Origin of the sequence: Coprococcus sp. AF16-5, assembly GCF_003479365.1 — a bacterium.
In the GTDB taxonomy this organism is placed as follows: Bacteria; Bacillota; Clostridia; order Lachnospirales; family Lachnospiraceae; genus Coprococcus; species Coprococcus aceti.
The window spans coordinates 1-26914 of the sequence record NZ_QUGZ01000008.1; the positions used below are offsets into that span (position 1 = coordinate 1).

General features: G+C 46.3%; 16 protein-coding genes. 15 read left to right on the forward strand and 1 reads right to left on the reverse strand.

What is annotated here, in order from left to right:
• The first annotated feature begins 147 nt into the window (after nt 1–147).
• From DWW70_RS13690 to DWW70_RS13720, 6 genes are all read left to right on the forward strand, one after another.
• Entirely contained in the window at nt 148–1164 is a 1017-nt protein-coding gene (locus DWW70_RS13690) for a hypothetical protein (protein ID WP_118650062.1), read from the forward strand.
• A 159-nt stretch (nt 1165–1323) separates the two neighbouring features.
• Nucleotides 1324–1827 carry a CinA family protein gene (locus tag DWW70_RS13695; RefSeq protein ID WP_118650063.1) on the forward strand — a complete coding sequence of 168 codons (504 nt, stop codon included), beginning with the start codon at nt 1324–1326 and terminating at the stop codon, nt 1825–1827.
• 26 nt (nt 1828–1853) lie between these two features.
• On the forward strand, nt 1854–2573 hold the full coding sequence (locus tag DWW70_RS13700) for a metallophosphoesterase (protein ID WP_118650064.1): 720 nt from the start codon (nt 1854–1856) through the stop codon (nt 2571–2573).
• 168 nt (nt 2574–2741) lie between these two features.
• Nucleotides 2742–4850, forward strand: a complete 2109-nt coding sequence (locus DWW70_RS13705) for a glutamine synthetase III family protein (RefSeq protein WP_117549155.1) — start codon at nt 2742–2744, stop codon at nt 4848–4850.
• Between the two features lie 388 nt (nt 4851–5238).
• Complete coding sequence (locus DWW70_RS13715; RefSeq protein WP_118650066.1) at nt 5239–7287, forward strand: DNA topoisomerase; 2049 nt, start codon at nt 5239–5241, stop codon at nt 7285–7287.
• A 73-nt stretch (nt 7288–7360) separates the two neighbouring features.
• Entirely contained in the window at nt 7361–8050 is a 690-nt protein-coding gene (locus DWW70_RS13720) for a hypothetical protein (protein ID WP_015535088.1), read from the forward strand.
• A 103-nt stretch (nt 8051–8153) separates the two neighbouring features.
• On the opposite strand, the gene DWW70_RS13725 is transcribed toward DWW70_RS13720, so the two are convergent.
• Nucleotides 8154–8636, reverse strand: a complete 483-nt coding sequence (locus tag DWW70_RS13725) for a hypothetical protein (RefSeq protein WP_118650067.1) — start codon at nt 8634–8636, stop codon at nt 8154–8156.
• A gap of 119 nt (nt 8637–8755) precedes the next feature.
• On the opposite strand from DWW70_RS13725, the gene DWW70_RS13730 reads away from it, so the two are divergent.
• The 9 genes from DWW70_RS13730 (at nt 8756) to panB (ending at nt 26901) form a co-directional block, all read left to right on the forward strand.
• The gene (locus tag DWW70_RS13730) at nt 8756–12460 is read left to right on the forward strand and encodes a PD-(D/E)XK nuclease family protein (RefSeq protein WP_118650068.1); all 3705 of its coding nucleotides are present in this window, start codon (nt 8756–8758) and stop codon (nt 12458–12460) included.
• Between the two features lie 4 nt (nt 12461–12464).
• The gene (addA, locus tag DWW70_RS13735; protein WP_118650070.1) at nt 12465–16307 is read left to right on the forward strand and encodes a helicase-exonuclease AddAB subunit AddA; all 3843 of its coding nucleotides are present in this window, start codon (nt 12465–12467) and stop codon (nt 16305–16307) included.
• A gap of 68 nt (nt 16308–16375) precedes the next feature.
• A complete protein-coding gene (locus DWW70_RS13740; RefSeq protein ID WP_022216895.1) occupies nt 16376–17101 on the forward strand; it encodes an ABC transporter ATP-binding protein in 726 nt (241 codons plus the stop codon).
• Nucleotides 17088–18758: a hypothetical protein gene (locus tag DWW70_RS13745; protein WP_118650069.1), complete on the forward strand. Its 1671-nt coding sequence runs from the start codon at nt 17088–17090 to the stop codon at nt 18756–18758. The genes DWW70_RS13740 and DWW70_RS13745 overlap by 14 nt, the downstream gene beginning before the upstream one ends.
• 15 nt (nt 18759–18773) lie before the next feature.
• Nucleotides 18774–20153, forward strand: a complete 1380-nt coding sequence (locus DWW70_RS13750; RefSeq protein ID WP_022216893.1) for an aminopeptidase — start codon at nt 18774–18776, stop codon at nt 20151–20153.
• Between the two features lie 26 nt (nt 20154–20179).
• On the forward strand, nt 20180–24490 hold the full coding sequence (locus tag DWW70_RS13755; protein ID WP_117874937.1) for a hybrid sensor histidine kinase/response regulator: 4311 nt from the start codon (nt 20180–20182) through the stop codon (nt 24488–24490).
• 72 nt (nt 24491–24562) lie between these two features.
• Nucleotides 24563–25054: a 5-(carboxyamino)imidazole ribonucleotide mutase gene (gene purE, locus DWW70_RS13760; protein ID WP_015535082.1), complete on the forward strand. Its 492-nt coding sequence runs from the start codon at nt 24563–24565 to the stop codon at nt 25052–25054.
• 127 nt (nt 25055–25181) lie between these two features.
• Entirely contained in the window at nt 25182–26147 is a 966-nt protein-coding gene (locus DWW70_RS13765) for a Rossmann-like and DUF2520 domain-containing protein (protein ID WP_117874935.1), read from the forward strand.
• The gene (gene panB / locus DWW70_RS13770) at nt 26074–26901 is read left to right on the forward strand and encodes a 3-methyl-2-oxobutanoate hydroxymethyltransferase (protein WP_015535079.1); all 828 of its coding nucleotides are present in this window, start codon (nt 26074–26076) and stop codon (nt 26899–26901) included. The genes DWW70_RS13765 and panB overlap by 74 nt, the downstream gene beginning before the upstream one ends.
• Nucleotides 26902–26914 lie beyond the last annotated feature (13 nt).

Consider the following 26914-nt stretch of genomic DNA (forward strand, 5'->3'; position numbering starts at 1 on the left):
ATGAAAGGAATGAATGATTATTAGCTTCTAAATAATCATACAAGGTAAAGAATGAAACATAATCCACAAACAAAAAAACAAATTACCAGTCCGGCCATCCCCGCCTTCATAACATCAGCCGTCTGTTACGCGGCAATGAGGGCAATAATGGCAAGAACAGAAAACGCATTCTTTGCCGGATACATAGGTGGAGTAGGGACAGTGGATCAAGTAAAACATATTCTAATATGTATTCTTGTTGGTGTGATACTTTTTGTATTGCCTCTTGAAAAAATATGCGACAAGACATATTGCGTGATATGTTACTGCGGTTCTCTTTTGACAGATAAAAAGAAGTACAAGGATGGAACGACTGTATTCTTACTTGTGTTTTTGTATGCGTTGGTTTGCTGGGCGGGAACAGTGTTTTCCCTATGTACGGACAGTGGATTTGATGATGGTGGTCACTGGGGATTATTTAGATCTGGAAGTGACAGGATATATGCGCTGGTTATAACGATACTTGCATTTGTAGTGATGATAAAGAGCGCAGATCTGATAAAGAACAACTGGGCTGGAATGCTGATATGGTTCCTGATTGAATTGGCAAATGTTACAAGCGTAAAGCTTGTGACAGGTAAAGATGATCTTACATTTGCAATTATATGTGCTGAAACTATTATGTTTATTATATATATGGCGGTGCAGTATAGGTTGAATATTGCGATGTGTATTGCATCATTACTATGTGGAGCAATAATGATGTTTGCTGGATGTGAGGATATATTTACCAGTAAGCATAAGATGTCAGGTGCGGCACTTGTAAGTGATATGTCTCAGCCTGGGAGTGTACCGGACAAATTTTTCGAAGCAAGATACAATATTACAATAATTGAAAAACAGGCGGGAATCCCCGTGTGTATATTGTGGTTTGTATTATTTGCAATTTTGTCATTTGCAGTTATCGGAGCTGCAGCAAAGCTTATGAAAGTCTCTGCTAGGCGAGGAATATTTGTATTGGGAGTATACATGATTGAGGCATTTTTGATCATATACACTGTATTGGCGGAGATTGGTATTATCAAACCGGCAGAGACGTTGGTGCTTCTTACGGATGTGGTAATTCCGGTTATGATATTGTGCCTTAGAATGTTTGTATTTAGAACTGGCAACAATAATATATAAGCTATAATAAATATAGTTCACCGGAGTAAATATAATTTAGTATGGTGAACTATTTTTATTTGCAATATTGAGTATTCAGCTTGACGCACGATTGAAAATTATTACTCTGATGATAAATAAAAAATAAAGAAGTATCGAAAATGGGAGATATATGCGTATATGAAACAATATAACGAGAATAATATAAGAGACAACTATCATAAATTGACTAAAATCCTTATCACCCGTCACCTCACCATCACCACTATGGAATCCGCTACCTCAGGGCAGATAGCTTCCCTGATCACCGACACGGAAGGTTCCTCTGCGGTGCTGAAAGGGGCATTTATCACCTACTGCAATGAGGCAAAGATCATGCAGGGGGTTCCCGCAGAGATCATAGACAAGTATACAGTCTATTCAAAGGAAACTGCAGGTTCAATGGCGCAGGTGTGTAGAAAGGCGTATAATGCGAATATAGGGATCGGCGTGACTGGAACCATGGGAAATGTGGATCCGGCAAATCCAGACGCTTCGATTCCGGGACAGGTATACTTTGCCATAGATATAGATGGTGATGTGGAAGAGTATTATGTGGAGCTCCCGCCTCAGCCGACAAGACTTGCATATAAGCTGGCGGTGGCGGAGGAGATATATGAGGAGCTTATTAAGAGGCTGGACTGATAGAACGATTATCAAAGGAAGAATAAATGCTATATCTCATATCCGACATCCACGGAGATGTCATGTCATTCAGAAAAATGTTGAAAAAGATAAGCTTTGATCCAGCCGTGGACCACATGATAGTCATGGGAGACATATTTGACTGGAACGATGAGGGAATTTCTCTTCTTGAGTTTATGTCTGACTATCTTGTGGATGGTTCAATGCAACTCATAAAGGGCAACCATGAGCTGTTTGCCCAGATGTACATAGATGGGAGCATGTCAGAGAGACAGTGGATCATATTCGGCGGTGGTGGTACGGTCAGAGATATAAAGAAGCTCAATGTAGATGAACAGATGAAGCTGCACGGGTATCTGGCTCATCTGCCACATTACACAGAGATACATTCGCCAAAGTACGGGGATTGTGTTGTTACCCATCCGGGAATTCATTGTGGATCGTATGTCAGAAATGCTGACAGGACGATCAACATTACCGAGTCTATTACGAATGCCGTGGGAAGAGATGAATACAGGTTTCTCATATCGCCGGATATCCACAATGTTCCGTTTTCGGATAAGAAGGCATTTGACAGGTATGTGTTCTGCGGACATGTGACGACGAACAGACTCAATGAAGATCATTCATATAACGCTTATGTGACATCATACTATACGGATCTCGACTGCGGAAATGGAGAGAGAAACAGGGGCGGAAAGCTGGCGTGCTATTGCGTGGACGACGACAGTATTTTTTATATATGAGATTTTTTTAAAATTAGGGGTTGATTTTTGAAAGAATATGGAGTATTTTATATTCAACAATTAGATGATACGAAATGGACAAAGGTGTTCTCAAGAAGGAGGACACCTTTCTCTTTTTTTGAGGATACGTTAAGGATTCATTTTTAATCAAGAAAAGGAGTAGTAATTATGATGAACAAAATTTCGGCCGTATTTGGCTCACACGTATTCTCAGATCAGGTCATGAGAGAGAGACTTCCAAAAGCAGTTTACAAGTCACTCAAGGCGACTATTGACAAGGGCGAGCCTCTCGATACATCAATCGCAGATTCAGTTGCAGCAGCCATGAAGGAATGGGCAATGGAGCTTGGTGCAACACATTATACACATTGGTTCCAGCCACTTACAGAGACAACAGCAGAGAAGCACGACTCATTCGTAAGCACAGTCGGTGATGGCGGCGTTATCCTTCAGTTCACAGGCAAGGAGCTCATCAAGTCAGAGCCGGATGCTTCATCATTCCCTTCAGGCGGTCTTCGTGAGACATGCGCAGCAAGAGGATATACAGCATGGGATTGTACATCACCTGCATTTGTAAAGACAACAGATGAGGGAACATGTATCCTCTGTATTCCGGCAGCATTCACATCATATACAGGAGAGTCACTTGACTACAAGACACCTCTTCTCCGTTCAATGGATGCCATCAGCAAGGAAGCCCTTAAGGCTCTTGCAATGTTCGGCAACACAACAGCCAAGAAGGTTACTTCATCAGTTGGTCCTGAGCAGGAGTACTTCCTGATAGATAAGAAGAAATTTGCAAAGAGAACAGATCTTAAGCTCTGCGGACGTACACTTTTCGGAGCAATGCCTCCAAAGGGACAGGAGCTTGATGATCAGTATTTCGCAGCGATCAAGGATAAGATCGCATCATACATGACAGAGTTGAACGAGGAGCTGTGGAAATACGGCATCCTTGCAAAGACACAGCACAATGAGGTTGCACCTGCACAGCATGAGCTTGCACCAATCTTCTCAACAACCAACATCGCCACAGATCAGAACCATCTGGTTATGGCAACCATGAAGAAGATCGCTGCAAAGCATGACCTTGAGTGCGTACTCCATGAGAAGCCATTTGCCGGCGTAAATGGTTCAGGTAAGCACAACAACTGGTCGATCTCAACAGACGAGGGCGAGAACCTCATCGATCCAGGCAAGCATCCTGAGACAAATCTCCAGTTCCAGTTCTTCCTGGCAGCAGTTCTGGCAGCAGTAGATAACAATGCTGAGCTTCTGAGACTTTCTGCTTCATCAGCAGGAAATGATCACAGACTTGGAGCTAACGAGGCACCTCCAGCAATCATCTCAGCATTCCTTGGAGAGCAGCTCCAGTCGATCGTTGAGCAGATCATCGAGAAGGGTGAGGCTACAGAGTCCCCAAAGGGCAAGACATATGTATCAGGTGCATCAACACTTCCTACATTTACAATGGATGCCACAGATAGAAACAGAACATCACCATTTGCATTCACAGGTAACAAGTTCGAGTTCAGAATGGTTGGTTCAACACAGTCCATCGCATTCCCAATGATGGTACTTAATACAATAGTTGCAGATCAGATCAAGAAGATGACAGATGAACTTGAGGGTGCTGACGATTTCGAGACAGCCTGCAAGGCACTCATCAGAAGAGAACTCACAGCACATCAGAGAATCATCTTCAATGGCAATGGTTACTCAGATGAGTGGGTTGAGGAGGCAGCAAAGCGTGGTCTTCCAAATATCAAGTGCATGGTTGATGCTGTTCCTTATCTTGCAGCAGATAAGAGCGTTAAGATCTTCGAGAACCTTGGAGTTATGGATAAGGCAGAGCTTGAGGCGAGAGCTGATGTAATGCTTGAGAACTATGCAAAGAAGATCAACATCGAGGCACTAACCATGATAGAGATGTCTAATGAGGAGATCATCCCTGCAGTTATGGAATATCAGGCAGAGCTTGCAAAGGGTGCAGCTGAGATCAAGGCTCTCGGAATTGATCCTACAGTTCAGGTATCACTTCTGAACACCATCTCAGAGAAGCTCACAGAGCTCAAGAGCGCTACAGTAGCCCTTGAGGAGCTGGTTGCAAAGGCAGCAGATTACGAGGGAGATACAGAGGCCTGGGCTAAGTACTTCCACAACACAGTATTTGCAGCATTTGACACAGTGAGAAAGCCTGCTGATGAACTTGAGAAGGAACTTCCAAAGACAGCTTGGCCATTCCCAACATACGAGCAGCTGTTATTCGAGCAGTAAAACATAGATTGAGTTTGCTAATCCTACTAAATTCTATATAAAATAGCTTAGAGGCATCCTGTCTGCGGTATCGCAGGCGGGGTGCTTTTTGCGCGTTAAAATCCCGTCAAGCGCGCACATGCGAGAGCTTGCTCGCGGCATGTAGCGCATTTGACGGGATGACGCGACATGAACACGAAGGCCGACAGGCCGGAGTGTGAATGCCGCGTAGAATTGCAGGAGCACGAAGTGCGGAGCAATTCTGGAATAACGCGCAATTTATATGGCAGCTTGCCCCTTACTTCAAATTCTGCTATTATATACAGATGTGTTGTGATGTATTTTTGCACCGGTCACGGCATAAACAGGATCATGTGTGTGGCGGATGCTGAAAGAATAGGAGCATAATTTGAAGAATTTATATATAGCAGAGAAGCCCAGCGTGGCGAGGCAGTTTGCCGACGTGCTGGGGGTGAAGGGCAATGCGGGAAATGGTTACCTGGAGTCGGATACAGCGGTTGTCACATGGTGTGTCGGACATCTGGTCACCATGAGCTACCCGGAGGTCTATGATCCGAATCTTAAGAAGTGGAGCCTTTCAACTATTCCATTTATTCCAACTGAATACAAATATGAAGTTCTTCCTGACACAAAGAAACAGTTCAATATCGTTGCGGGATTGCTTACCCGCGATGACATAGGCTGTATCTATGTGGCAACGGATTCAGGACGAGAGGGAGAATACATATACAGGCTTGTGGATTCAATGGCTCACGTAACCGGCAAGGAGAAACGCCGTGTGTGGATCGATTCACAGACCGAGGAGGAGATCCTCAGGGGAATCCGTGAGGCGAAGCCACTCTCAGAGTACGACAGTCTCAGCGACGCAGCGTACCTTAGGGCCCAGGAGGACTACCTTATGGGTATCAACTTTTCAAGGGCGCTGTCGCTGAAGTTTTCAAATGTAGTCCAGAGGTATCTCGGCATGGATAGATGTGTCATAGCCGTGGGTCGTGTCATGACCTGTGTCCTCGGTATAATAGTGAAGAGAGAGCGTGAGATCAGGGAGTTTGTAAAGACTCCGTTCTACAGACTCGTTGCAAATGTGGGCGAGGAAGGACAGACATTTGATGCAGAATGGAAGGCAGTGAAGGGCACAAAGTATTTCGAGTCGCCTCTTCTGTATAAGGAGAATGGATTTAAAGAGAGACCCGCAGCGGAGCAGCTTCTGGCGGAGCTGAAGGCAGGGGAGCCCGAGGCTGTGGCCCAGGCTGTGGAGCGCAAGAAAGAGAAGAAACAGCCTCCGATGCTGTACAATCTGGCGGAGCTTCAGAATGACTGTTCATCATTTTTCAAGATCAGTCCGTCCGATACCCTCAAGATAGTCCAGGAGCTCTACGAGAAGAAGCTGGTAACCTATCCGAGAACAGATGCCAGAGTGCTGTCAACGGCCGTGGCAAAGGAGATAGGACGGAACATATCGGGACTTAAGAATTTCCAGCCTGTGGCAGAATTTGCACAGGGGGCCATGGAGAGCGGCACATATAAGGGAATCGCAAAGACGAAATATGTGAACGATAAGCAGATCACCGACCACTACGCCATCATACCTACCGGACAGGGCTTTGGAGCACTTAGAAGTCTGGCACCTACAGCTCTCAAGGTATATGAGATCATATGCAGGAGATTCCTCAGCATATTTTACCCTGCTGCAGAGTACCAGAAGGTTGCAATGACACTCTCCAAGAATGGAGAGAAGCTATTTTCCAACTTCAAATATCTGATAAACGATGGTTACCTCAAGGTGGCTGCCAACAGCTTTTCCAAGAAGAAGGATGATGTGAAGTACAGCCCTGAATTCATAGCAAGGCTTGCGAAAATAAAGAAGGGTGACAAGCTGAGCGTCCAGGAAATCGACATAAAGGAGGGCGAGACATCCCCACCTAAGAGATACAACTCAGGATCACTGATCCTGACCATGGAGAATGCAGGACAGTTCATAGAGGATGAGGCGCTCAGAGAGCAGATCAAGGGAGCTGGAATCGGAACAAGTGCCACAAGAGACGGGATCATCACCAAGCTGGAGAAGAACAAATATATATCGCTGAACAAGAAGACGCAGATAGTGACCCCGACATTCCTTGGGGAGATAATATACGATATAGTATATTATTCCATCAACGGTCTGCTGAGAGCGGACCTGACGGCGAGCTGGGAAAAGGGGCTTGAGGGTGTCGCTGAAGGTCAGATATCCAAGCAGGAATACACGGATAAGATGACTACATTTGTCACCAAATACACAAACCTTGTGAAGCAGATACAGAACCAGAATGGAATAACAGGGGTATTCGACAAAACGAAGGTTTTCTACGCCAAGGGCGGAGGTACCCAGAAGAAGGAGACAAGAGCCACAGCCAGAACAGGCGCAAAGGCGGAGAAGAATGCGGATACACAGTGATTGCACATACTGATTCAAAGGTGTATAACATAGTATGTATCAGTTATATGTGATAGAAAAGGAGACTATTATTATGGAAGATATACAGTCAGTTGTAACAATAAAGGAGCTCTACAGCCTGGATCAGACCATGGCAAAGCCTCTTCTTGAGAAGCTTACCTATCCATGGGAGGCGCTTCCACTTATTAAGGATTTCGTGCTTGAGCTTGGAAAGAGCCTGGACAAGGATGAGTACAATGAGGTGGATGAGCATGTGTGGATCCACAAGAGCTGTAAGGTGTATGGAACAGCAACCATCCTTGGACCGACAATCATAGGTGCAGGCACAGAGGTTCGTCCGGGTGCGTTCATCAGAGGAAGCGTACTGGTCGGAGAGAATTGTGTGATAGGCAATTCAACAGAGCTCAAGAATGTCATCATATTCAATAACGTTCAGGTTCCTCATTACAACTATGTGGGAGATTCAGTCCTCGGCTTCAAGTCACACATGGGTGCCGGAAGCATCACGTCCAATGTGAAGTCTGACAAGACTCTGGTTCACGTTAAGGGAAATGTGGACGGACAGAGCTTTGACATTGCAACAGGACTTAAGAAGTTTGGTGCAATGCTCGGAGATAATGTTGAGGTTGGCTGCAACAGCGTCCTCAATCCTGGAACCGTAATAGGAAGATTCAGCAACATCTATCCTGTATCAAGAGTCAGGGGATATGTGCCGGGAGGCAGTATTTTCAAGGATAAGGATAACATAGTTGCAAAGCAGTAACGACCGTATAAACGGTGGGATAAATAAAGGACATATGACCGTATATAATACAAGATATATACGGTCATATGTCCTTTTGTTTTGGCAGAAAGCACCGTGACAGCTAGTTGATCACGGCATCCTTCAGGGCATTTCGTATGGAATCTATGATAAGTCTGGTAGTGTATGTGCTGTCTCCGGAAGGTGTTATATCGTCCACGGAAGATATGTAGTGAAGCTGAGTATTGATATCCTCGAGTGCCGTTTCAAGAAGTGGGTACATGGTGGTCACAGTCTCATACACCTGTTTGAATGACACATCTGTGATGTAGTCCTCATCCACAGTGACCATGACGGACAGAGTGTTTTCTCCCAGAACAAGGGAAGATGAGTATGTCCCCGGTGTGTAATGTATCTCGTCGAGCTTAGGAGACGGATCAGTCTGGGCTGAGGTTGCGATGCTCCTGGCTGAACCACTGGTGTCATCTGAATCTTTGCCGCGGAACATGGTGATAAGTATAATGACAAATACGATCACAAGTGCCAGCAGTATGGCGGTGTATATGAGTTCTTTTGATTTTAATACGATAAGTTTAGTTGATGACATTATTTGCTCTCCCTGTTTTTTATATATTTTATTCACAAGAGAGCGATTTTATGAGAAAATTATTAGCAGATGAAAAAACAGCATAGATAACAGTATATTGAGGTGTAAGGAGAATACAGATGGCAATACAGTTTGTACTGGGACCCGCCGGTTCAGGAAAAACAGAATATGTGATAAAGAAGCTGATAGAGGAGTCGATGGCTCACGGAGACCTGAATTATTTGTACGTGGTTCCAGAGCAGTTCTCCATGGAGGCGCAGAGAGATATAGTGACCATGCATCCGAGGCATGGAACAATGAACATAGATGCCATAGGCTTCAACAGGCTTGCGTACCGGGTATTCGATGAGCTGTCAGTGAATCCGGGAAGGGTTCTGGAGGACTTTGGAAAGAGCATGCTCATCAAGAAGATACTTATAGAGTCACAGGACGAGCTCCTTGTTTATGGAAGCTATATCAACAAGATGGGTTTTATAGATGAGATGAAATCCATGATGTCTGAGCTGTTCCAGTATGCGGTTGACAGGGATTCGATCGACGCAGTCATGGACAAGCTGGATAAGGACAGTCTGGTATACAGAAAAATGCATGACATCAGGCTTATATATAAGAGATTTGAGGAGTACAACAGGGATGGCAGCTATATAGTTGCGGAGCAGCTCATAGAGCTGCTAGCTGAGTGCGTGGACAGGTCGGATATGCTGGCGCACAGCCATCTGTATCTTGACGGATTCACAGGATTTACACCGGTACAGATGGATCTTATCAGGAAGCTCATGACACGCGTTGAGAGCATGACATTTGTATTTACGATAGATGCGTCCCAGATAGGCTTCACAAAGCCGAAGGAGTACGAGCTGTTCAGACTCACCAAGGAGACCGTGCAGGCGCTTGTGAGAATGGCGGGCGATGAGCATGTGGACATACTGGATAATGTCGTTATGTGTCAGGATCGCAGACCGTACAGATTCGAGAAAAGCATGGAGCTTGCCGGACTTGAGGCCAATCTGTTCAGATACCCCCATGGCAGAGTCACGGGCGATGACGGAGACATACATGTGGTCGCTGTGGACAGGGCGGCAGACGAGGCTGAGTATATAGCGGGAAGAATACGAGAGCTTGTCAGGGACAAGGGATACCGTTATAAGGATATAGCCGTGGTTGCGGGTGATCTGCAGGATGTGGCAAGGTATTACCGTCAGGCGATGGAGGAATACGATATCCCTGTGTTCATAGATGCAAATATATCTCTTAAGGGAGATCCGTGCTCAGACACCATAAGGGCTTTCCTCGGTGTGATGACGGAGAACTTCTCATTTGACAGCGTGTTCAGACTGTTAAAGTCAGGAATGACCGGTGTGGATCAGGACGACATTGAGAGGATGGAGAACTATGTGCTTCTCAGGAATCTCAGGGGTTACAGGAGCTGGACGAAGGAGATAACCGATGACAGGAATCCTGACTATGCGGCAGACATGGAGTCTATAAGAGCCCAGATCATGGAGCTTTTCCCGGATAAATGTATCGATGTGTGGAAGCCGGCAAGCCCTGGCTCCAAGAACACAGTGAGAACATATACGGAATCTCTTTACAGCTTCCTTGCGCAGCTTGATGTGTGCGGTAAGCTTGAGGCTCATAAGAAAGTGCTGTATGAGCAGGAGAGATGGGATGAGGGAGATGCATACGGAAGGATATTTGACAAGGTTGTTGCCCTGTTTGAGAAGATGGAGGCTATAATCGGCGATGAGAAGCTTACCGTAAAAGAATATGCGGGAATCCTGGATGCAGGCATAGCGGATATGGAGATCGGTATAGTGCCTCCGACTATAGACCGCGTGGTGGTCGGCGATATGACGAGATCAAGGCTCAACCATATAAAGGTGCTGTTCATGGCGGGAGTGAACGAAGGCATAATTCCGAAACCGGCCAAGAAGGGCAGGATACTCTCCGGTGCAGACCGCCAGAGTCTTGAGGACTACGGTATAGAGCTGGCTCCATCAGATAAGACAAATGCGTATATAGAACAGTTCTATATATACACCACGCTCACCAAGGCGTCGGATATGATCTATGTGCTGTGCCGAAAGATCGGAGAGGATCTCAAGTCCATGAAGCCGTCATACCTGATAGACAGGATAAAGAATATATTCCCGGATATACGGACGGAGGAGTATGATGTGGACGGTCAGATGCCGGAGACTGCGGCGGGAGCGCTCAGATACATCATCAGACATTCTGATGACGTTGAAGCAGGGGAGACGCTGGACGCTGTCAGAAAACTGCTTTCGAAGATGGGATATGGCAGACAGCTCAGATCGATCAATTTCGGGCAGAATTATGTTAACTCGTCAAAAAATCTGTCTCCAGATACTGTACGCCTTATATATGGAGAGAATCTGGTGGAGAGTGTGTCCAAGCTTGAGCGGTATGCTGAGTGCCAGTTCAAGTATTTCCTGACATACGGACTTTCGCTCAGAGAGAGGGAGACATACAGGATAGGCGCTGCAAATGTTGGTAATATACTTCACAGAACCATGGAGAAGATATTCTCATTTGTCAGGATGTTCAGGGACAACGACTGGGTACATCTGGACGAGGCGGAGCTGGAACAGAAGGCGGTGGAATTTGCAAATGAATCTGCGGAGGATGAAGCCGGGCTGTACTTTGAGGATTCTTCAAGAGCGGCATACATGAAAAAGCTTCTGGCGGATGTTGCGTCGAGGACAGCCAGGACGCTCCGCACATTTATCAGATGTGGGGAGATGGACCCGGAGAATTTTGAGCGGCGGTTCAACACATCGGAAAATGCAGACAACATAGACAGATATATATTCAATCTTCCAAATGGACTCACGATGAGCCTCAAGGGAGTTATAGACAGAATAGATGAATTTACGGATGACAGGGATGCTTATTTCAAGATCATAGATTACAAGTCATCTGATAAGAAGCTGGATATAGACAAGGTGCTCGGAGGACTCCAGATGCAGCTCGTGACATACGGCGCCATAGCCTGCGAGCTTGAAAAGCGCAGGATGGCACAGCTTGGAAGACCTGGTGGTATACATGTGGGCGGACTTCTGTATTATACCTTTGACAATCCGGCATGTGACGTGACGGCAATGGGAGATAAGATCAGATACACCGATGACGGCATGGGATTTGCGGCCGATGACGAGGTGTTCGGGGGAGTGCTTGTGGACACCTTCGAGAAGAAGATACTTGAGGAGTCCAGATATTCAGGCCTGTACAATGGAGATAACAGGGCGCTGAAGGTCATGGACAACAGCTCAGCGACACTCAAGAACGGACAGAGCCTTGAGGAGACTCTTATAACAGATCTCATGGAGGCGAACCGCAGGAACATAGAGAGGCTTGCCGGCAGTATAGCCGAGGGAAGCATCGAGATAAATCCGGTCAATGAGGGCAAGGCAAATGCGTGCAAATACTGTGATTTTAAGGGCATATGTACATTTGACAGCAAGTATTCAGGCAATTCATACTCCAGGATCTATAGGGGCGAGGCGGAAAATTACAACCGCAAAGCTGAGGATATAAAGAATATCAAGACTGAATACAAGAAGGTCAGGGGCGATATGGAGAAGGCCGTTAAGTCATGTGACAGCGCCCGGAAAAAGTATGAGGATGCAAAGAAGAAGGTAGATGACCGCGGCGATAAGGCAACACAGAAGATGAGGGATACTCTCGAGAGCACCGGCAGGAAGCTTGCGGAGGAGAGGGTGCATCTTGAGGAGCTGAGGGAACTGTCTGAACAGATAGTGAAGAGAGCTGCTGAGTTCGATATAGAGATAAGTGAGGAATGATGACATGGGAAAAGATATGAAGACTGACAATGGAATAAAGTGGACAGACCAGCAGGCGCATGTCATCGACACAAGGCATGGCAATCTTCTTGTATCTGCAGCGGCGGGGTCAGGTAAGACGGCGGTGCTCGTGGAGCGTATCATAGAGATGGTGGCTGGAAGAAATTCACGTGGTGACAGAATAGAGGGAAGCGAGCCGGTATCTGTGGATGAGCTTCTTGTCGTTACATTTACAAATGCGGCAGCGGCCCAGATGAAGGAGAAGATAGGACAGGCACTGCAGAAAAAGATAGATGAGATGATGGCGAAGGGCGAATATGACGAGCATCTTATAAAGCAGATGACATTGATCAACCATGCTGACATCTGCACCATAGACAGCTTTTGCCTTAGGATAGTGAAGGAATACTTTGCGAGGGTGGAGCTCGACTGTGCATTTGGCATAGCGGACGACACGGAGATGAAGATCATAAAGCACGACGTGATGGATCAGGTCATGGAGATGTGCTACGAGGATGAATCGGTCGTGCCCGGTTTCGACAGGCTGATAATGACGTTTGCGAGAAATGAGAGTGACAGTGCCGTGCCGGATATCGTTGAGAGGATAATAAAGGTTATATCTAGCTATCCGGAGCCGAAGAAATGGCTTGCGCAGGCGGCGGATGCCATGAAATTTGCCGTGGATACATCATCCACTGAGGAGGAGAAGAGAAGAGAAGTCATGGGGCTTCCGATGGTCAGAACATTTGCGGACAGGGTGTACATGATGCTCAGAACTGCGGATGATATGGTCAGGGAGTGCCAGAAATATGCAACGGAGGCGTATGGCCTTGAGGCGTACGGACTCCGTGTGGATAAGGATGTTGAGCTGATAACACACATGCTCAGAAGCTGTGGCGGGGAAGACGACCTGCATGTTGACCTGTTTGAACTCAGAGATATATACAGATCGTCATTGAGACCGGAGGGACTCAAGATGGAGAAGGATGCCCAGGGCCGGAGTATATGCTATGCATTTGACAGATTTGTGAACCCGGGCGGTGGAGCTGACCCGGAGAAGAAGGAATTTGTCAAATCAAGGCGGGATGTGTATAAGTCGATCATAGACGACATAGTTTCGGTCGTCCTGGATGTGGATGACATTCTGAGGCAGGCAGCCATGACTGAGCCAGTGATATCATCACTTTTGAAGCTCACTGAGCTTTATATGGATGAGCTGATGAAGGTCAAGATGGACAAGAATATGTTCGAGTTCCACGACATAGAGGAGTTCGCGTTCAGGATACTTTGCGATGGAATAGAGGATGACAGGGCTGTCCCTTCAGAGATTGGAAAGGAAGTCTCAAGGCGGTACAGGGAGATACTTATAGATGAGTATCAGGACAGTAACTTTCTGCAGGAATACATTCTGGCAAGTGTGTCGGGACACGGTGAGGATATCCACAACACATTCATGGTCGGTGATGTTAAGCAGAGCATATACAGATTCAGAATGGCGAGACCGGATCTGTTCATAGAGAAGTATGACAGCTACCGCAGGCTGGGTGATGCTGACATAGCGGACCCGGACATAGATGGCAACAGCATACTGCTGACCAGAAACTTCCGAAGTGAGATAAATGTGTTAAAGACGGTGAACTCAATATTTGCCCAGCTCATGAGGCGAGAGATAGGAGACATAGAGTACGATGAGGGCGCAAAGCTCAATTCCAGATTTGCCATAAGTGACGGAGAAGGGATGAAGGAGCCGGATGACGTGGATCATGGCTCTGTATCAGAGTTCATACTCATAGACAACAATATGAGAGAAGCGGATGTATCTGAGGAGTATGGCAATCCTGAGGTTGAGGCGAATTATATCGCCGGTAAGATACGTGATATTGTTGACGGAAGTGAACCTCTGTATGTTGGAAGTGGTGCTGACAGGAGACCTGTCAGATATAAGGATATCGTCATACTGCTTAGAAGTGTGTCCACAGCATCCACCATATTTGACAGGGTATTTCAGGAGAAGGGCATACCTCTGTATATTGAGAGTGAGAGTGGCTACTTTGATGCTGCTGAGATACGGACACTGGTCAGCATGCTCTCCATAGTTGATAACAGCTACGTGGATTACGACCTGGCTGCTGTCTTAAGGTCGCCACTGGTGGGCCTTGATGAGGAGGAGCTTGCGGTTATAGTGGGTGAATACCGCAGCAGATACGAGAAGAACGGCACGGACTGGAACGCCAGACTTTATGACAAGGTCATAGATTATATGGACACCCATGTGGGCGAGAAAAAACACGCTGTGGACAGACTGTGGGAATTCCTCCGCATGCTTGACTATCTCAAGAAGAATAAAAATTATATGTCCATAAGCGACATAATAAGATACGTGCTGGACACCACCGGATTTTACTGGTTTGTCGGTGCCAGACCGATGGGAAGAAGACGCCAGGCGAATATCGACATGCTCATCAAGAAGGCGGATGATTTCGAGGAGAACAGCAAGGGCGTGTTCAACTTCATCCGATATGTTGATGAGCTCAAGACAAATGATCTGGATTTTGCAGAGGCTGATGTGGTCAGTGAGAATGAGGACGTCGTCCGAGTCATGACCATGCACAAGAGCAAGGGACTGGAGTTCCCTGTTGTATTTGTGTCTGGGCTCGGCAAGGAGTTTAATCTGATGGACACCAGATCAAATGTGCTTGTCCACCAGGATCATTATCTGGCGTGCGACCAGGTCGACCTCAGAACAAGAGCCAGAAGAATGACATTTTTCAAGCGGATAATGAGTAAGAATATCGTTGCGGAGACCTATGCCGAGGAGATGAGAGTCCTGTATGTGGCGTTAACCAGGGCAAAGGAAAAGTTGTACATGACCGGGTGCGTGAAGGATGCAGATAAATTCAAGGCAGCCTGTGATATGTATATAATCGGAGACAGGATGAATTATGCATCTATCATGAAAGCAAATGGCTATGCCGCCTGGATATATACCGCGCTCAGATATGTGGGAGAGTGCGATCATGTGAAGAGCATCGAGGTGGAGGCCGACAGCTTTATGTCTCCTGAGACTGATCAGGATGAAGCAGAAAATATGACAGTGGAAGCCTCTGAAGCGAAGCTCGACAAAGAACTTTATGACCATGTGAAGAACGGACTGGAATTCAGGTATGGCTACAGACATTCGGGGCTTAAGAGCAAGATGTCCATAACCGAGATAAAAAGACTTCAGGCGCACGGTGAGGATGCCATTACACCGGATATCCTAACCAGCAGGGAGTACAGTGCCAGAAGTGAGGTCCCAATCCCAGCATTCATGAGTGAGGAGAGGATAGTCCATGGAAATGAGATAGGAAACATTTATCACAAGATCATGGAGCTTGCAGACTTCTCAGGGAAAACTGTTGCGGATGCAGAGAAGGATGTCGACAGAGTGTTTGAGCTTGGGTTATTTGATGAGCTGTACAGAGAGCGGATAAGACCAAAGAAGATATATAAGATGATACACAGTGAGATAGGACAGCGCATGGCGGCTGCGGGCAAGTCGGACAGACTGTACCGTGAGAGACAGTTCTACATGATGATGAAGCCCGGAGAAATAATGAGCTCACTTAAGGACTGCGGAGACGAGACGATAGTTGTACAGGGAATCATAGATGCCTACTTCGAGGAGGATGGCGGCATAGTTCTTCTGGATTACAAGACAGACAGCGTGAAGGATGCGTCGGAGCTGGTTAAGAGATACCATGTCCAGCTCGACAAATACGCCGATGTGCTTGAACAGCTCACCGGCATGAAGGTTAAGGAGAAGGTCATATATTCATTCTGTCTTGATACAACGGTAAACTTGTAAACCGTACGCTGAATTGATATAATAAGACCGGGTATGCAAAAACGATATAGTGATGAAAGGACATGCGCATGATAATAGCGGAGAATCTTAAGAAGGTGTATGGCGGAGACATTGTATCAGTTGATGATCTCAGTTTCCATATACACAAGGGTGAGATAGTAGGATTTGTTGGACAGAATGGTGCGGGTAAGACAACTACCATCAAGATGCTGACAGGTATACTTATGCCGACGGAGGGCAGAGTAAAGATAAATGGTTTCGATATGAGAGAAAAGCCGATGGAGGCCAAGCAGTCCATGGGTTATATAGCCGACAATCCTGATATATTTCTCAGACTTACGGGACTTGAGTATGTCAATTTCATCGCTGATATATATGGAGTATCGACCACCGAGAGAAAGCAGAGGATAGAGCAGATGGCTGAACGCTTTGGTATGGAGGACAGCCTGAACAGACAGATGGTCAGCTATTCCCACGGTATGCGCCAGAAGATGATGGTCATAGCTGCGCTTGTGCACAATCCACCTGTATGGATACTCGACGAGCCTATGACGGGACTTGATCCGAATGCGGCATATGAGCTCAAGAAGATGATGCGTGAACATGCCGACGCAGGAAACTGTGTATTCTTTTCAACACATGTTCTCGAGGTTGCAGAGAAGCTCTGCGACAAGATAATCATGATAAGAAAGGGAAAGGATATATACCAGGGAACTCTGGATGAGCTTGAGACACAGCACAGGAACAAATCTCTTGAAGAGATATTTGTGGAGATGACGCATGAAGAATTTTAGGATATTGCTCAGTATGATAAGCAGGAATAATGATATGGAGATGCCGGAGCACGGGGACAAGGCAAAGGCATATAAGGTCATGGGAATCATCGCCATGTGCTGTATCATGATCCCGTGCTGTATCGTTGTGGGATTTATAGTTTACATAATGACTGCCGCACTCATGGAGGCGGGAGGCTGTACAGAGGGACTCAACCTCGTTATCCAGCTCATGTCGGTGTTCGGCGTTATATTCAGTATAATGGTCATATTCAATCTGCTTTATTTTTCATCTGATCTTGATCATTTACTGCCGCTGCCTGTGAAACCGGCAGAGCTTGTGGCCGCCAAGTTTACACACGCATATTTTGCCGAGAGCGTCATGGAGTTTATGGTTCTCTTCTGTGGATTTATCGGTTACTTTGTAGCCGCAGAGATAAAGCCGGTATCCGTGATAACCTCATTACTTGGCGTATTTTTACTTCCGGTTCTGCCGCTGGTGTACTGTGGTATATTTGCACTGATAGTCATGGCGTTTTTCAGCAGACTCAAACTGCTCAGAAATGTGGACTTCATGGTGGGACTTGCGGTTGTAGTGTTTGCAGGCCTTTTCATATGGTCATTTGCACAGATGGACTCTGTGAATATAAATAATTACATAGACAGCCTTAAAAATGGTGACAATATATTCATAAAGGTAATGAACAATATATTTTTCACAGTTCCGCTGTTCCTGAAGGCATTGGGCAGTAACAACATCGTGTATATGTTGCTCTTTGTGCTTGTGAACGCTGCCTGTGTGGCACTTCTGTTTTTCCTTGGAAATCTGCTGTACCTCAGGGGCGTATACCTTGTGTCATCCACAGGAAGGTCGGGACGCCGCCAGAAGGAAGTTGTCGGGCTGCAGGACTTTGCCATAAAGACACCGTTCAGATCATATATGGCAAAGGAGATAAAGACACTGGTGAGGACTCCGGCATACAGGAAGTATTGCGTTGTGGTCAACCTGATATGGCCGATACTCGTTGTGGCATTGTTCAATATACCTGCAACTGCGGATTCGATCAGGGCATTCAGAGACACATTTGGAAGAGGGCTTTTCCTGGCTGACATGGTCATGCTGGTTGCGGTCATCGCCCTGGCATTCTTTGCAACAGCGATGAACAGTATCGCATCCACGGCGTTCACCAGAGAGGGAAGCCATATATCATTTATAAAGCACATCCCGATGACATATGATCTCCAGATCCGCGCAAAGGTCTGGGTTAGCATGCTGTTCAGCGGAGTGACGATCGCGGTTACCACGGTTATCCTCTGCATATATATGGAGTGTAGTGTTATAGACAGTGTGTATTATGTTGTGCTGGGAATCCTCGGCTCGGGCATTTGCACATACACAGGTGTGCTTCTCGATTCAACACATCCGAAGCTTGACTGGGAGGATGAATACGGTGCGCTCAGAGGCAATCTGAATGCATTCTTTAATATGGCTATTGCAATTGTTATAGCAATTGTTTTGTGTGTGGCAGGATATCTTGTTTTCAAGTTTACAATGATCCCGTCATATGCAGTATATATTATTTTCTTTATAATAATGGGAGCTATACTCGTTATCCTGCGCAGTATTACTATGCGCAGGAGTGCGTGGAATATAGACACTGATGTGTACAGTTATTAACAGGAGGCAATGAAAATGGCACAGAAAAATGCGTGGAACAAATACAAGAAGGATGAGATAAAGGAGCTGGAGAGCCTGTGTAAGGACTACAGGGAATTCCTTGACAATGGCAAGACAGAGAGAGAATGCGTTAAAGAGATCGTCAGACAGGCAGAGGATCACGGCTACAGAGATCTGAAGAAGATCATTAAGAACAAGGAGAGCCTTGCAGCTGGAGATAAAGTGTATGCCGTGTGGATGAACAAGACGGTCGCCATGTTCAATATAGGAAAGAAGAAGCTTGAGAAGGGCATGAACATACTCGGTGCACACATTGATTCCCCTCGAATGGATGTGAAGCAGAATCCGCTTTATGAGAAGGGTGGATTTGCATATCTCGACACTCACTATTACGGCGGAATCAAGAAGTATCAGTGGGTAACACTCCCACTTGCCATACACGGTGTTGTTGCAAAGACAAATGGTGACGTTATGACAGTGAACATAGGAGAGGACAAGAATGATCCGGTATTCTGTGTTACAGATCTTCTCATACATCTCTCTCAGGAGCAGCTCAAGAAGAGAGCGGATTCAGTGATAGAGGGAGAGCAGCTTGACATACTGTTTGCAAGCAGACCGCTTGAGGGCAAGGAGAAGGAGGCTGTAAAGGAAGCTGTACTTGCGCTACTTGAGAAGAAGTACGATATGAAGGAGGAGGATTTCCTCTCAGCAGAGCTCGAGATCGTTCCTGCAGGAAAGGCAAGGAACTGCGGTATAGACGAGAGTATGATCATGGCATATGGCCAGGACGACAGAGTGTGTGCATACACATCCCTTGTCGCCATGCTTGAGGCTGACGATCCGGAGAAGACGACCTGCTGTCTGCTCACTGACAAGGAGGAGATAGGAAGTGTTGGAGCAACAGGAATGCAGTCACACTTCTTTGAGAATACTGTAGCTGAGATCATGAACGCCATGGGTGGCTTCTCAGAGATCTCACTCAGAAGATGTCTTGCATCGTCAAGGATGCTGTCATCGGATGTATCTGCGGGCTTTGATCCTACATTTGAGTCAGCATTTGACAAGAAGAATGCGGCTATCTTCGGTGAGGGAATGGTATTTAACAAGTTCACAGGATCAAGAGGAAAGTCAGGATCAAATGACGCAAATGCAGAATACATGGCGGCTATAAGAAAGATCATGGATGATGCGGAGATCACATACCAGACAGCCGAGCTCGGCAAGGTAGATGTCGGTGGCGGCGGAACCATCGCATATATACTTTCACTGTATGGTATGGAGGTAATAGACTGTGGCGTGGCTGTACTCAACATGCATGCACCATGGGAAGTGACATCCAAGGCAGATATATATGAGACCAAGAAAGGATATGTTGCATTCCTCAAAGAGGCGTAGGAGCGGACATATCTTCGGAGGAAAAAATGAGAGATCATCAAAAGAAACTTATCATATACGTGATAATACTTGCCGTGGCGACAGTGATGTGGCCACGGCTTAGTGTGTTTGCAGATGAGGATTTTACATCAAATTATAACCAGAGGACATTCTCCGATACCGATGGGTTTGACAGTGGAGAGGCAAATTGTGTGTGCCAGTCTGTGAGTGGATACATATGGATAGGTACGGACAACGGACTTTACAGGTATGACGGAAGTGAATTTACACTGTTCTCACTGGACGGTGACGAGGATGCCACGAAATATTCGATCAACTGCATTTATCTCACAAGTGATGAGAAGCTGTATGTTGGAACGGACAACTATGGACTCTACATGTATGATAACGGAACCTTTCAGAGAGTTTCCGAGATGTACAATCTGGGTGTGTCGACCATCAACGCCATGTACGAGGACGATAACAAGAATCTGTGGATAGCGGCCTCGTCGGGAATATTTCGTCTGTCATCTGACGGTGCGGAAGCTCTGGCTGATGATGTCGTGTCAGGACTCAGCGTGGGAAATATATCAGGACATGGGGACTATGTGTATGCAATAGCCAATAATGATATTTTGATAACCGTTGATCCTGAAAGACATGTCTCCATAACCAACAAGTCAGAGTACAGGGTCGACGATATAAACTCACTGTATGTTGACGAGAATGGCAACAGATATTATGGATCCGCCGGATACAGCATCCTTAAGATAGGAACAGACGGCAAGAATGAGATCATCAACACGGGCAACCTTCACGGAATCAACAAGATATATTCGGATGGCGACAACATCTGGGCGCTTGCCGATGACGGTGTTGGATATATCTCATCAAAGGGTAATGTGACAGCCATCGGGGGACTGAGCTTTAACGAGTCGATGAGCGATATGATCATAGACTTTGAGGGCAATTACTGGTTTACGTCATACAGAAAAGGTATTCTTCAGTTGGAGAGGAGCAAGTTCCAGAATGTCACCATGAAGTACGGCATAGACAGCTCCATCGTGAACTGTGTGACGAGCTACAATGGCAACACGTTTATAGGAACTGATGAAGGTCTGTATATCGTAGATTCAAATGGCAAGCTTGTGATGAGTGCGGACAATGAGCTCGTATCAAAGCTCAGCGGTATAAGTATACGAGATCTGTATGTGGATTCGGACGATCATCTGTGGATAGCTACATATAAGATATATGGTGTAATAAAGGTGAGCCGAAACTGGCAGTACAAGAGCTACAGCCGTGGAGAGTCATCACTCATAAGCAATGCCGTGAACTGTATAACTGAGATAAAGCCGGGAACGGTGGCGGTTGGAACAGAGAACGGTATATCTGTGATAGAGGGCGATGATGTCGTAAAGAGCATATCGAGACTGGATGGACTTGATAACCCTGACATAATCAGCCTGTACGCAGACGAGACCGGCGAGCTGTATGCCGGTTCCAACGGCGCTGGCGTGTTTATAGTTGACACGGATTATACTGTCGGCAAGATGAAGCTGGATGATACCCAGAAGATGAGCGTTGTGTCAAGTATGGTCCGCGGAAGCAGCGGTTTGTGGATAGGAACGGACAATGGTCTGTATTATCAGGAGGGAACCGTCAGACAGGTCACCACCGTGGATAACACCAACGGTATATACGATCTCATAATGGACGATCAGGGATACCTGTGGATGTTTGGTTCCAGAGGTTTATACAGATATTATGAGAAGGATATACTGAGCAATGCCTCACCTGAATATATAAGCTTTACGAAGAACGACGGAATAATATCCAACATAACAGAGAAATCAACCAACTATGTGTCAAAGACAGGCGTTGTGTATGTGTGCTGCGATGAAGGGCTGTGCAGGATAAATCTCAATTCAGAGTATGTGAACGAGGTAGCTCCTAGGGTTCGTATTGCCTCCATAGAGGTGGATGGAACTGAGCATCAGTTCTCAGATCTGGACGGACAGATAGATGTGCCGAAGAACACCAACAGAATAACTATCAAGTTCTCAGTCCTTAGTTATGTAAACCGTGCTGACATATCAGTGGAGTATTACCTTGAGGGCTTTGAGAGCGAGAAGAGAACGCTCACGGGAACTGACAAGATGGAGGTCGAGTACACCAATCTTGAGGGAGGTACTTACCGTTTTATGTTAACTGCAAAAAATGCGGACGGCGTGGAGTGTGAACAGCCGCTTACATTTGTCATAGACAAGGAACTTGGTTTTTTCGAGACGAATCTGGCAAAGATGCTCCTTGTGATATTTATAGTTCTTCTTATCTTAGTGGGAATAGCTGTTGCGAGAAGTATCTTCAAGCTTCTCAGAAGACAGAACGAGCAGGTGGAAGAGCTCAGCAAGAAGAGTGAGGAGGCGGAGAAGTCCAATCAGGCAAAGAATGATTATGTAAACTATCTTAATCATGAGATAAGAACTCCACTCAATAACATAATCGCCATCTCAGAGCTTGCCATGAGAAACTGTCAGGATACCCAGAGTGATGAGTATGCACAGTACGGTGCCATGTATGCTGCGGGAAGAGAGATACTCGATATGTCCGATGGAATATCGAAGCTTTCAAACCTCAAGGACGACATCATAGAGCCGGAGTACAAGCAGTATTTTGCCTCGGATCTCATAGATGAGCTCTCCGACGAATTCAAGTCCATGGTGAACAGTGATCTCATCGATCTCAAGGTCAGCATTGAGGACAAGATACCGAACGGACTCATAGGAGATATGACGGCGGTGAGAGAGATTCTTGAGAACATATTTGCATGGTCCGCAAATACTACAAAAGAGGGCTATATAAGCATAGACATTGACTGGCGTATAGCCAGAAGAGCTGACGAGGATGTAGATGAGGCGGAGGCCGAGGATTACACAGTCAGTGAATTCTCGGAGCTCATAGAGGAACCGGAGACTGAGATATCCCGAATATTTGACAGGGATCACGATGAGATATATCTGGACTTCAAGATATCGGATACAGGACTTGGAGTTAAGGAAGAGAGACTTGGAACATTGTTTGAGCTGGATGATTCCTATGAGAGATCAGATATAGGAATGTTCAGAGTCAGTCTTGGCCTTGCCATAGCCAAGGAGCTTGTGCGTATGCTGGATGGAAGCATCAGCGCAGAGAGCATATATGGCGCAGGAACGACCATACGCTTCAGCATCAAGCAGTCAGTGTTTGATTATAGTTATGTCAACTACAATGAGAGAAAGCGCAAGGAGATGGCGAGAAGAAATGCCAATTCACATCTGTGGCTGCCAGATGCCCGCATACTTATAGTGGACGACTCAGAGCTTGCATTACAGGTGGAGAAGACCATATTTGATACATATGGTCTGGCGTGCGATACAGCCACATCGGGATTTGATGCACTTGATAAGGTCATGGTGGAGAATTACGATATGGTATTTATCGACACCGTTATGCCTGTCATGGATGGACTGGATACCGTCAGGGAGATGAGAAATCTTGACGGTGAGGAGTACAAGAAGATGCCTATCATTGCGCTGTCCGCCAACACGGTCGAGACATCCAGAGAGGAGATACTCACATCGGGCTTCAACGATGTCATAGTTAAGCCGATAGAGCTCGATCAGGCAGAATCCATGCTGAGGACTTATATATCGGAGGACAAGATAAAGGAGAGAGACACAGAGCTTTCCCAGTCCGATGATGACATCAACTATATGGAGGATGCAGTCCTGCTTGGAAGATTTGTGTCCGTGGAAGATTCCGTCAAAGCCATGGGTGGAAGCTTCAGAACCTTTAACACATTTGTCAGAAATTACAGGGATGAGTACCGGGAAGAGGTACAGCAGCTCAGAAAATATATAGACGACGATGTGAGAAAGTACAAAAATATAATCCATGACATCAAGAGCAGCAGTGCAAATATCGGGGCTTACGGAATCGAGCGCAAGGCGGCCAACCTGGAGTCTGCGATAAATATCGGAAACCAGCAGTATGCCCGCGATAATACCCGCGATTTTATAGCTATGATGAACGACTTCTTCAAGCAGATAGACAAGTACATGTCAAAGATAAATCATGTGGAGGAGCCTGCTGAGAAGGAAGTCCGGGATGGAATAAACAAGAGCAAGCTCAAGGAGCTCAGGGCATTCTTGAGAGCGGGGGACCGCGGACCTGTGGAGGACCTTATACGTGATATTGACAGGTACTCCTACGGAGATATAGACACAGAGTTCTTCACTGCACTTAAGGAGTATGTGGGAACAGGAGATTACCAGACCTCCAGTGAGATGATAGACCAGTATCTCAACAGTATCTAACATTATATAAAGTGCGCAGGCAAAATAAGCCTGCGCTGCAATATAAATAAACAAGAAAAGAGGAAATGAAAAATGAGAGTAGCAATTATCATGGGATCAACAAGTGATCTGCCAAAGGTTGAGCCGGCAGTATCAATTCTTAAGAATTACGGTGTGGAGGTCGATGTGAGATGCCTTTCAGCACACAGAGCACACGCAGGACTTTCAGAATTCATCGAGGAAGCTAACAATAACGGAACAGAGGTCATAATCGCAGCTGCAGGAATGGCGGCAGCACTCCCTGGAGTTGTGGCATCACAGACAGTTCTCCCTGTTATTGGAGTACCTCTCTCAGGCGCAACTCTTGATGGAATGGATGCACTTCTTTCTATCGTTCAGATGCCTTCAGGAATCCCTGTTGCAACAGTTGCGATAAACGGAAGCAAGAATGCTGCATATCTTGCCCTTCAGATAATCGGTGTCAACAACGAGGCAGTCAGATTAAAGCTTCAGGATGAGCGTAGAGACATGGAAAAGGCTGCCATGAAAGCTAACGAAGAAGTAATAGAAAAGTTTAAGTACTAACTTTACAATTAAAAAGTGGAATGTTAGTATGTTGGATGGATGGTATTCGAAAGAAGCTGTACCTGAATCATGCTTCCACAGGAAGCGCATACACGGATACTGACAACAGATTTAAGCAGGTGATTGTATGAGGATTGGATTTATTGGAGCTGGAAAAGTCGGATTCACATTTGGCAGGTATATCGCAGAGAAGAGAGAGCTTGTCAGAGAGAAAACGGATGGAGCATTGTGCCTGGAGGTTGGTGGATATTTTAGCGCCAGCAGACAGAGTGCGGAGCTTGCAGCAGAGTTTACCGAGACCTGTGTGTACGACAGCCTGGAGCAGCTGTGTGAGTATAGTGAAATTATTTTTCTCACCGTTCCTGACGGACAGATAGGAGAGGTGTGGAAGAGTATAAAGGATCTTGACATTCGTGGCAGGATCATTTGTCACGCCAGTGGGGCGATGACATCAGATATTTTCTCAGGTATAACAGAGGCGGGAGCCTTTGGTTATTCGATTCATCCTATGTATGCAATAAGTTCAAAGTACGAATCCTATAAAGAACTGGACAATTCATTTTTTACAGTTGAGGGAGATGACAGACATGTCGATAAGGTATGTTCTGTCATAAGAGCCCTCGGCAATAGCTGTGTGCGCATTGATGGTACCGACAAGGTGAAGTATCACGGCGCTGCGGTGTTTGCAAGCAATCTGGTAACAGGGCTGCTGGCGGTTTCACAGGAGCTTCTGACACAGTGCGGCTTCTCGGCGGAGGAGGCACAGAGGGCTATAGTGCCTTTGTTCCTCGGCAATGCGAAAGCTGCGGCTGACAGGGGAACGGTTGACAGCCTGACAGGGCCTGTTGAGAGATGCGATACAGAAACTGTGAGAAAGCATCTGAATGCATTGAGCGGAGATGAACGGAGCGCATATGCTGCGGTGTCCAGATGCCTTGTGCCGGTGGCAGAGAGAAAGCACCCGGACAGAGATTATAGCGGTTTGATACGTCTACTGAACGGAATAGGAGAATTTAATTATGAAGAACACGACGGCAACACTCAGGCAGATGAAGGGAACGGACAAGAAGATATCCATGATCACAGCGTATGATTACACCATGGCGAAGATCGTGGATGAGTCAGGAGTCAACACTATTCTTGTTGGAGATTCCCTGGGCAACACTATCCTCGGATATGAGGACACGATCTCTGTAACTGTTGATGATATGATACATCACAGTGCAGCGGTGGCAAGGGGCGCAAAGAATGCTCTTGTTATCACAGATATGCCATTTATGTCCTATCAGACAAGCGTGTATGACGCGGTTGTCAATGCCGGAAGGATCATGAAGGAAGGACGTGCCGGAGCGGTGAAGCTTGAGGGCGGTCAGGACATGTGTCCGCAGATAAGCGCCATAGTCAAGGCGAGCATACCTGTATGTGCACATCTTGGACTCACACCACAGTCTATCAACGCATTTGGCGGATTCAAGGTGCAGGGCAAGACAGAGGCTGCAGCCAAGAAGCTCATAGAGGATGCAAAGGCTGTTGAGGAGGCAGGCGCATTCATGCTCGTAATGGAGTGCGTACCGGAGAAGCTTGCGAAGATAGTCACAGAGACAGTAAGCATCCCTACCATAGGAATAGGCGCAGGCCGTTACTGCGATGGACAGGTGCTTGTAAATCAGGATATGTTTGGCATGTATTCAGACTTTGTTCCAAAGTTCGTAAAGCAGTTTGCAAATGTGGGCGATGTTATGAGAGGTGCGGTTAAGGCTTATATCGATGAGATAAATGCCGGAACATTCCCGGGCCCTGAGCACACATACAAGATAGACGATGAAGTAATAGAGAAGTTATACTAAAGGAGAAAACGAT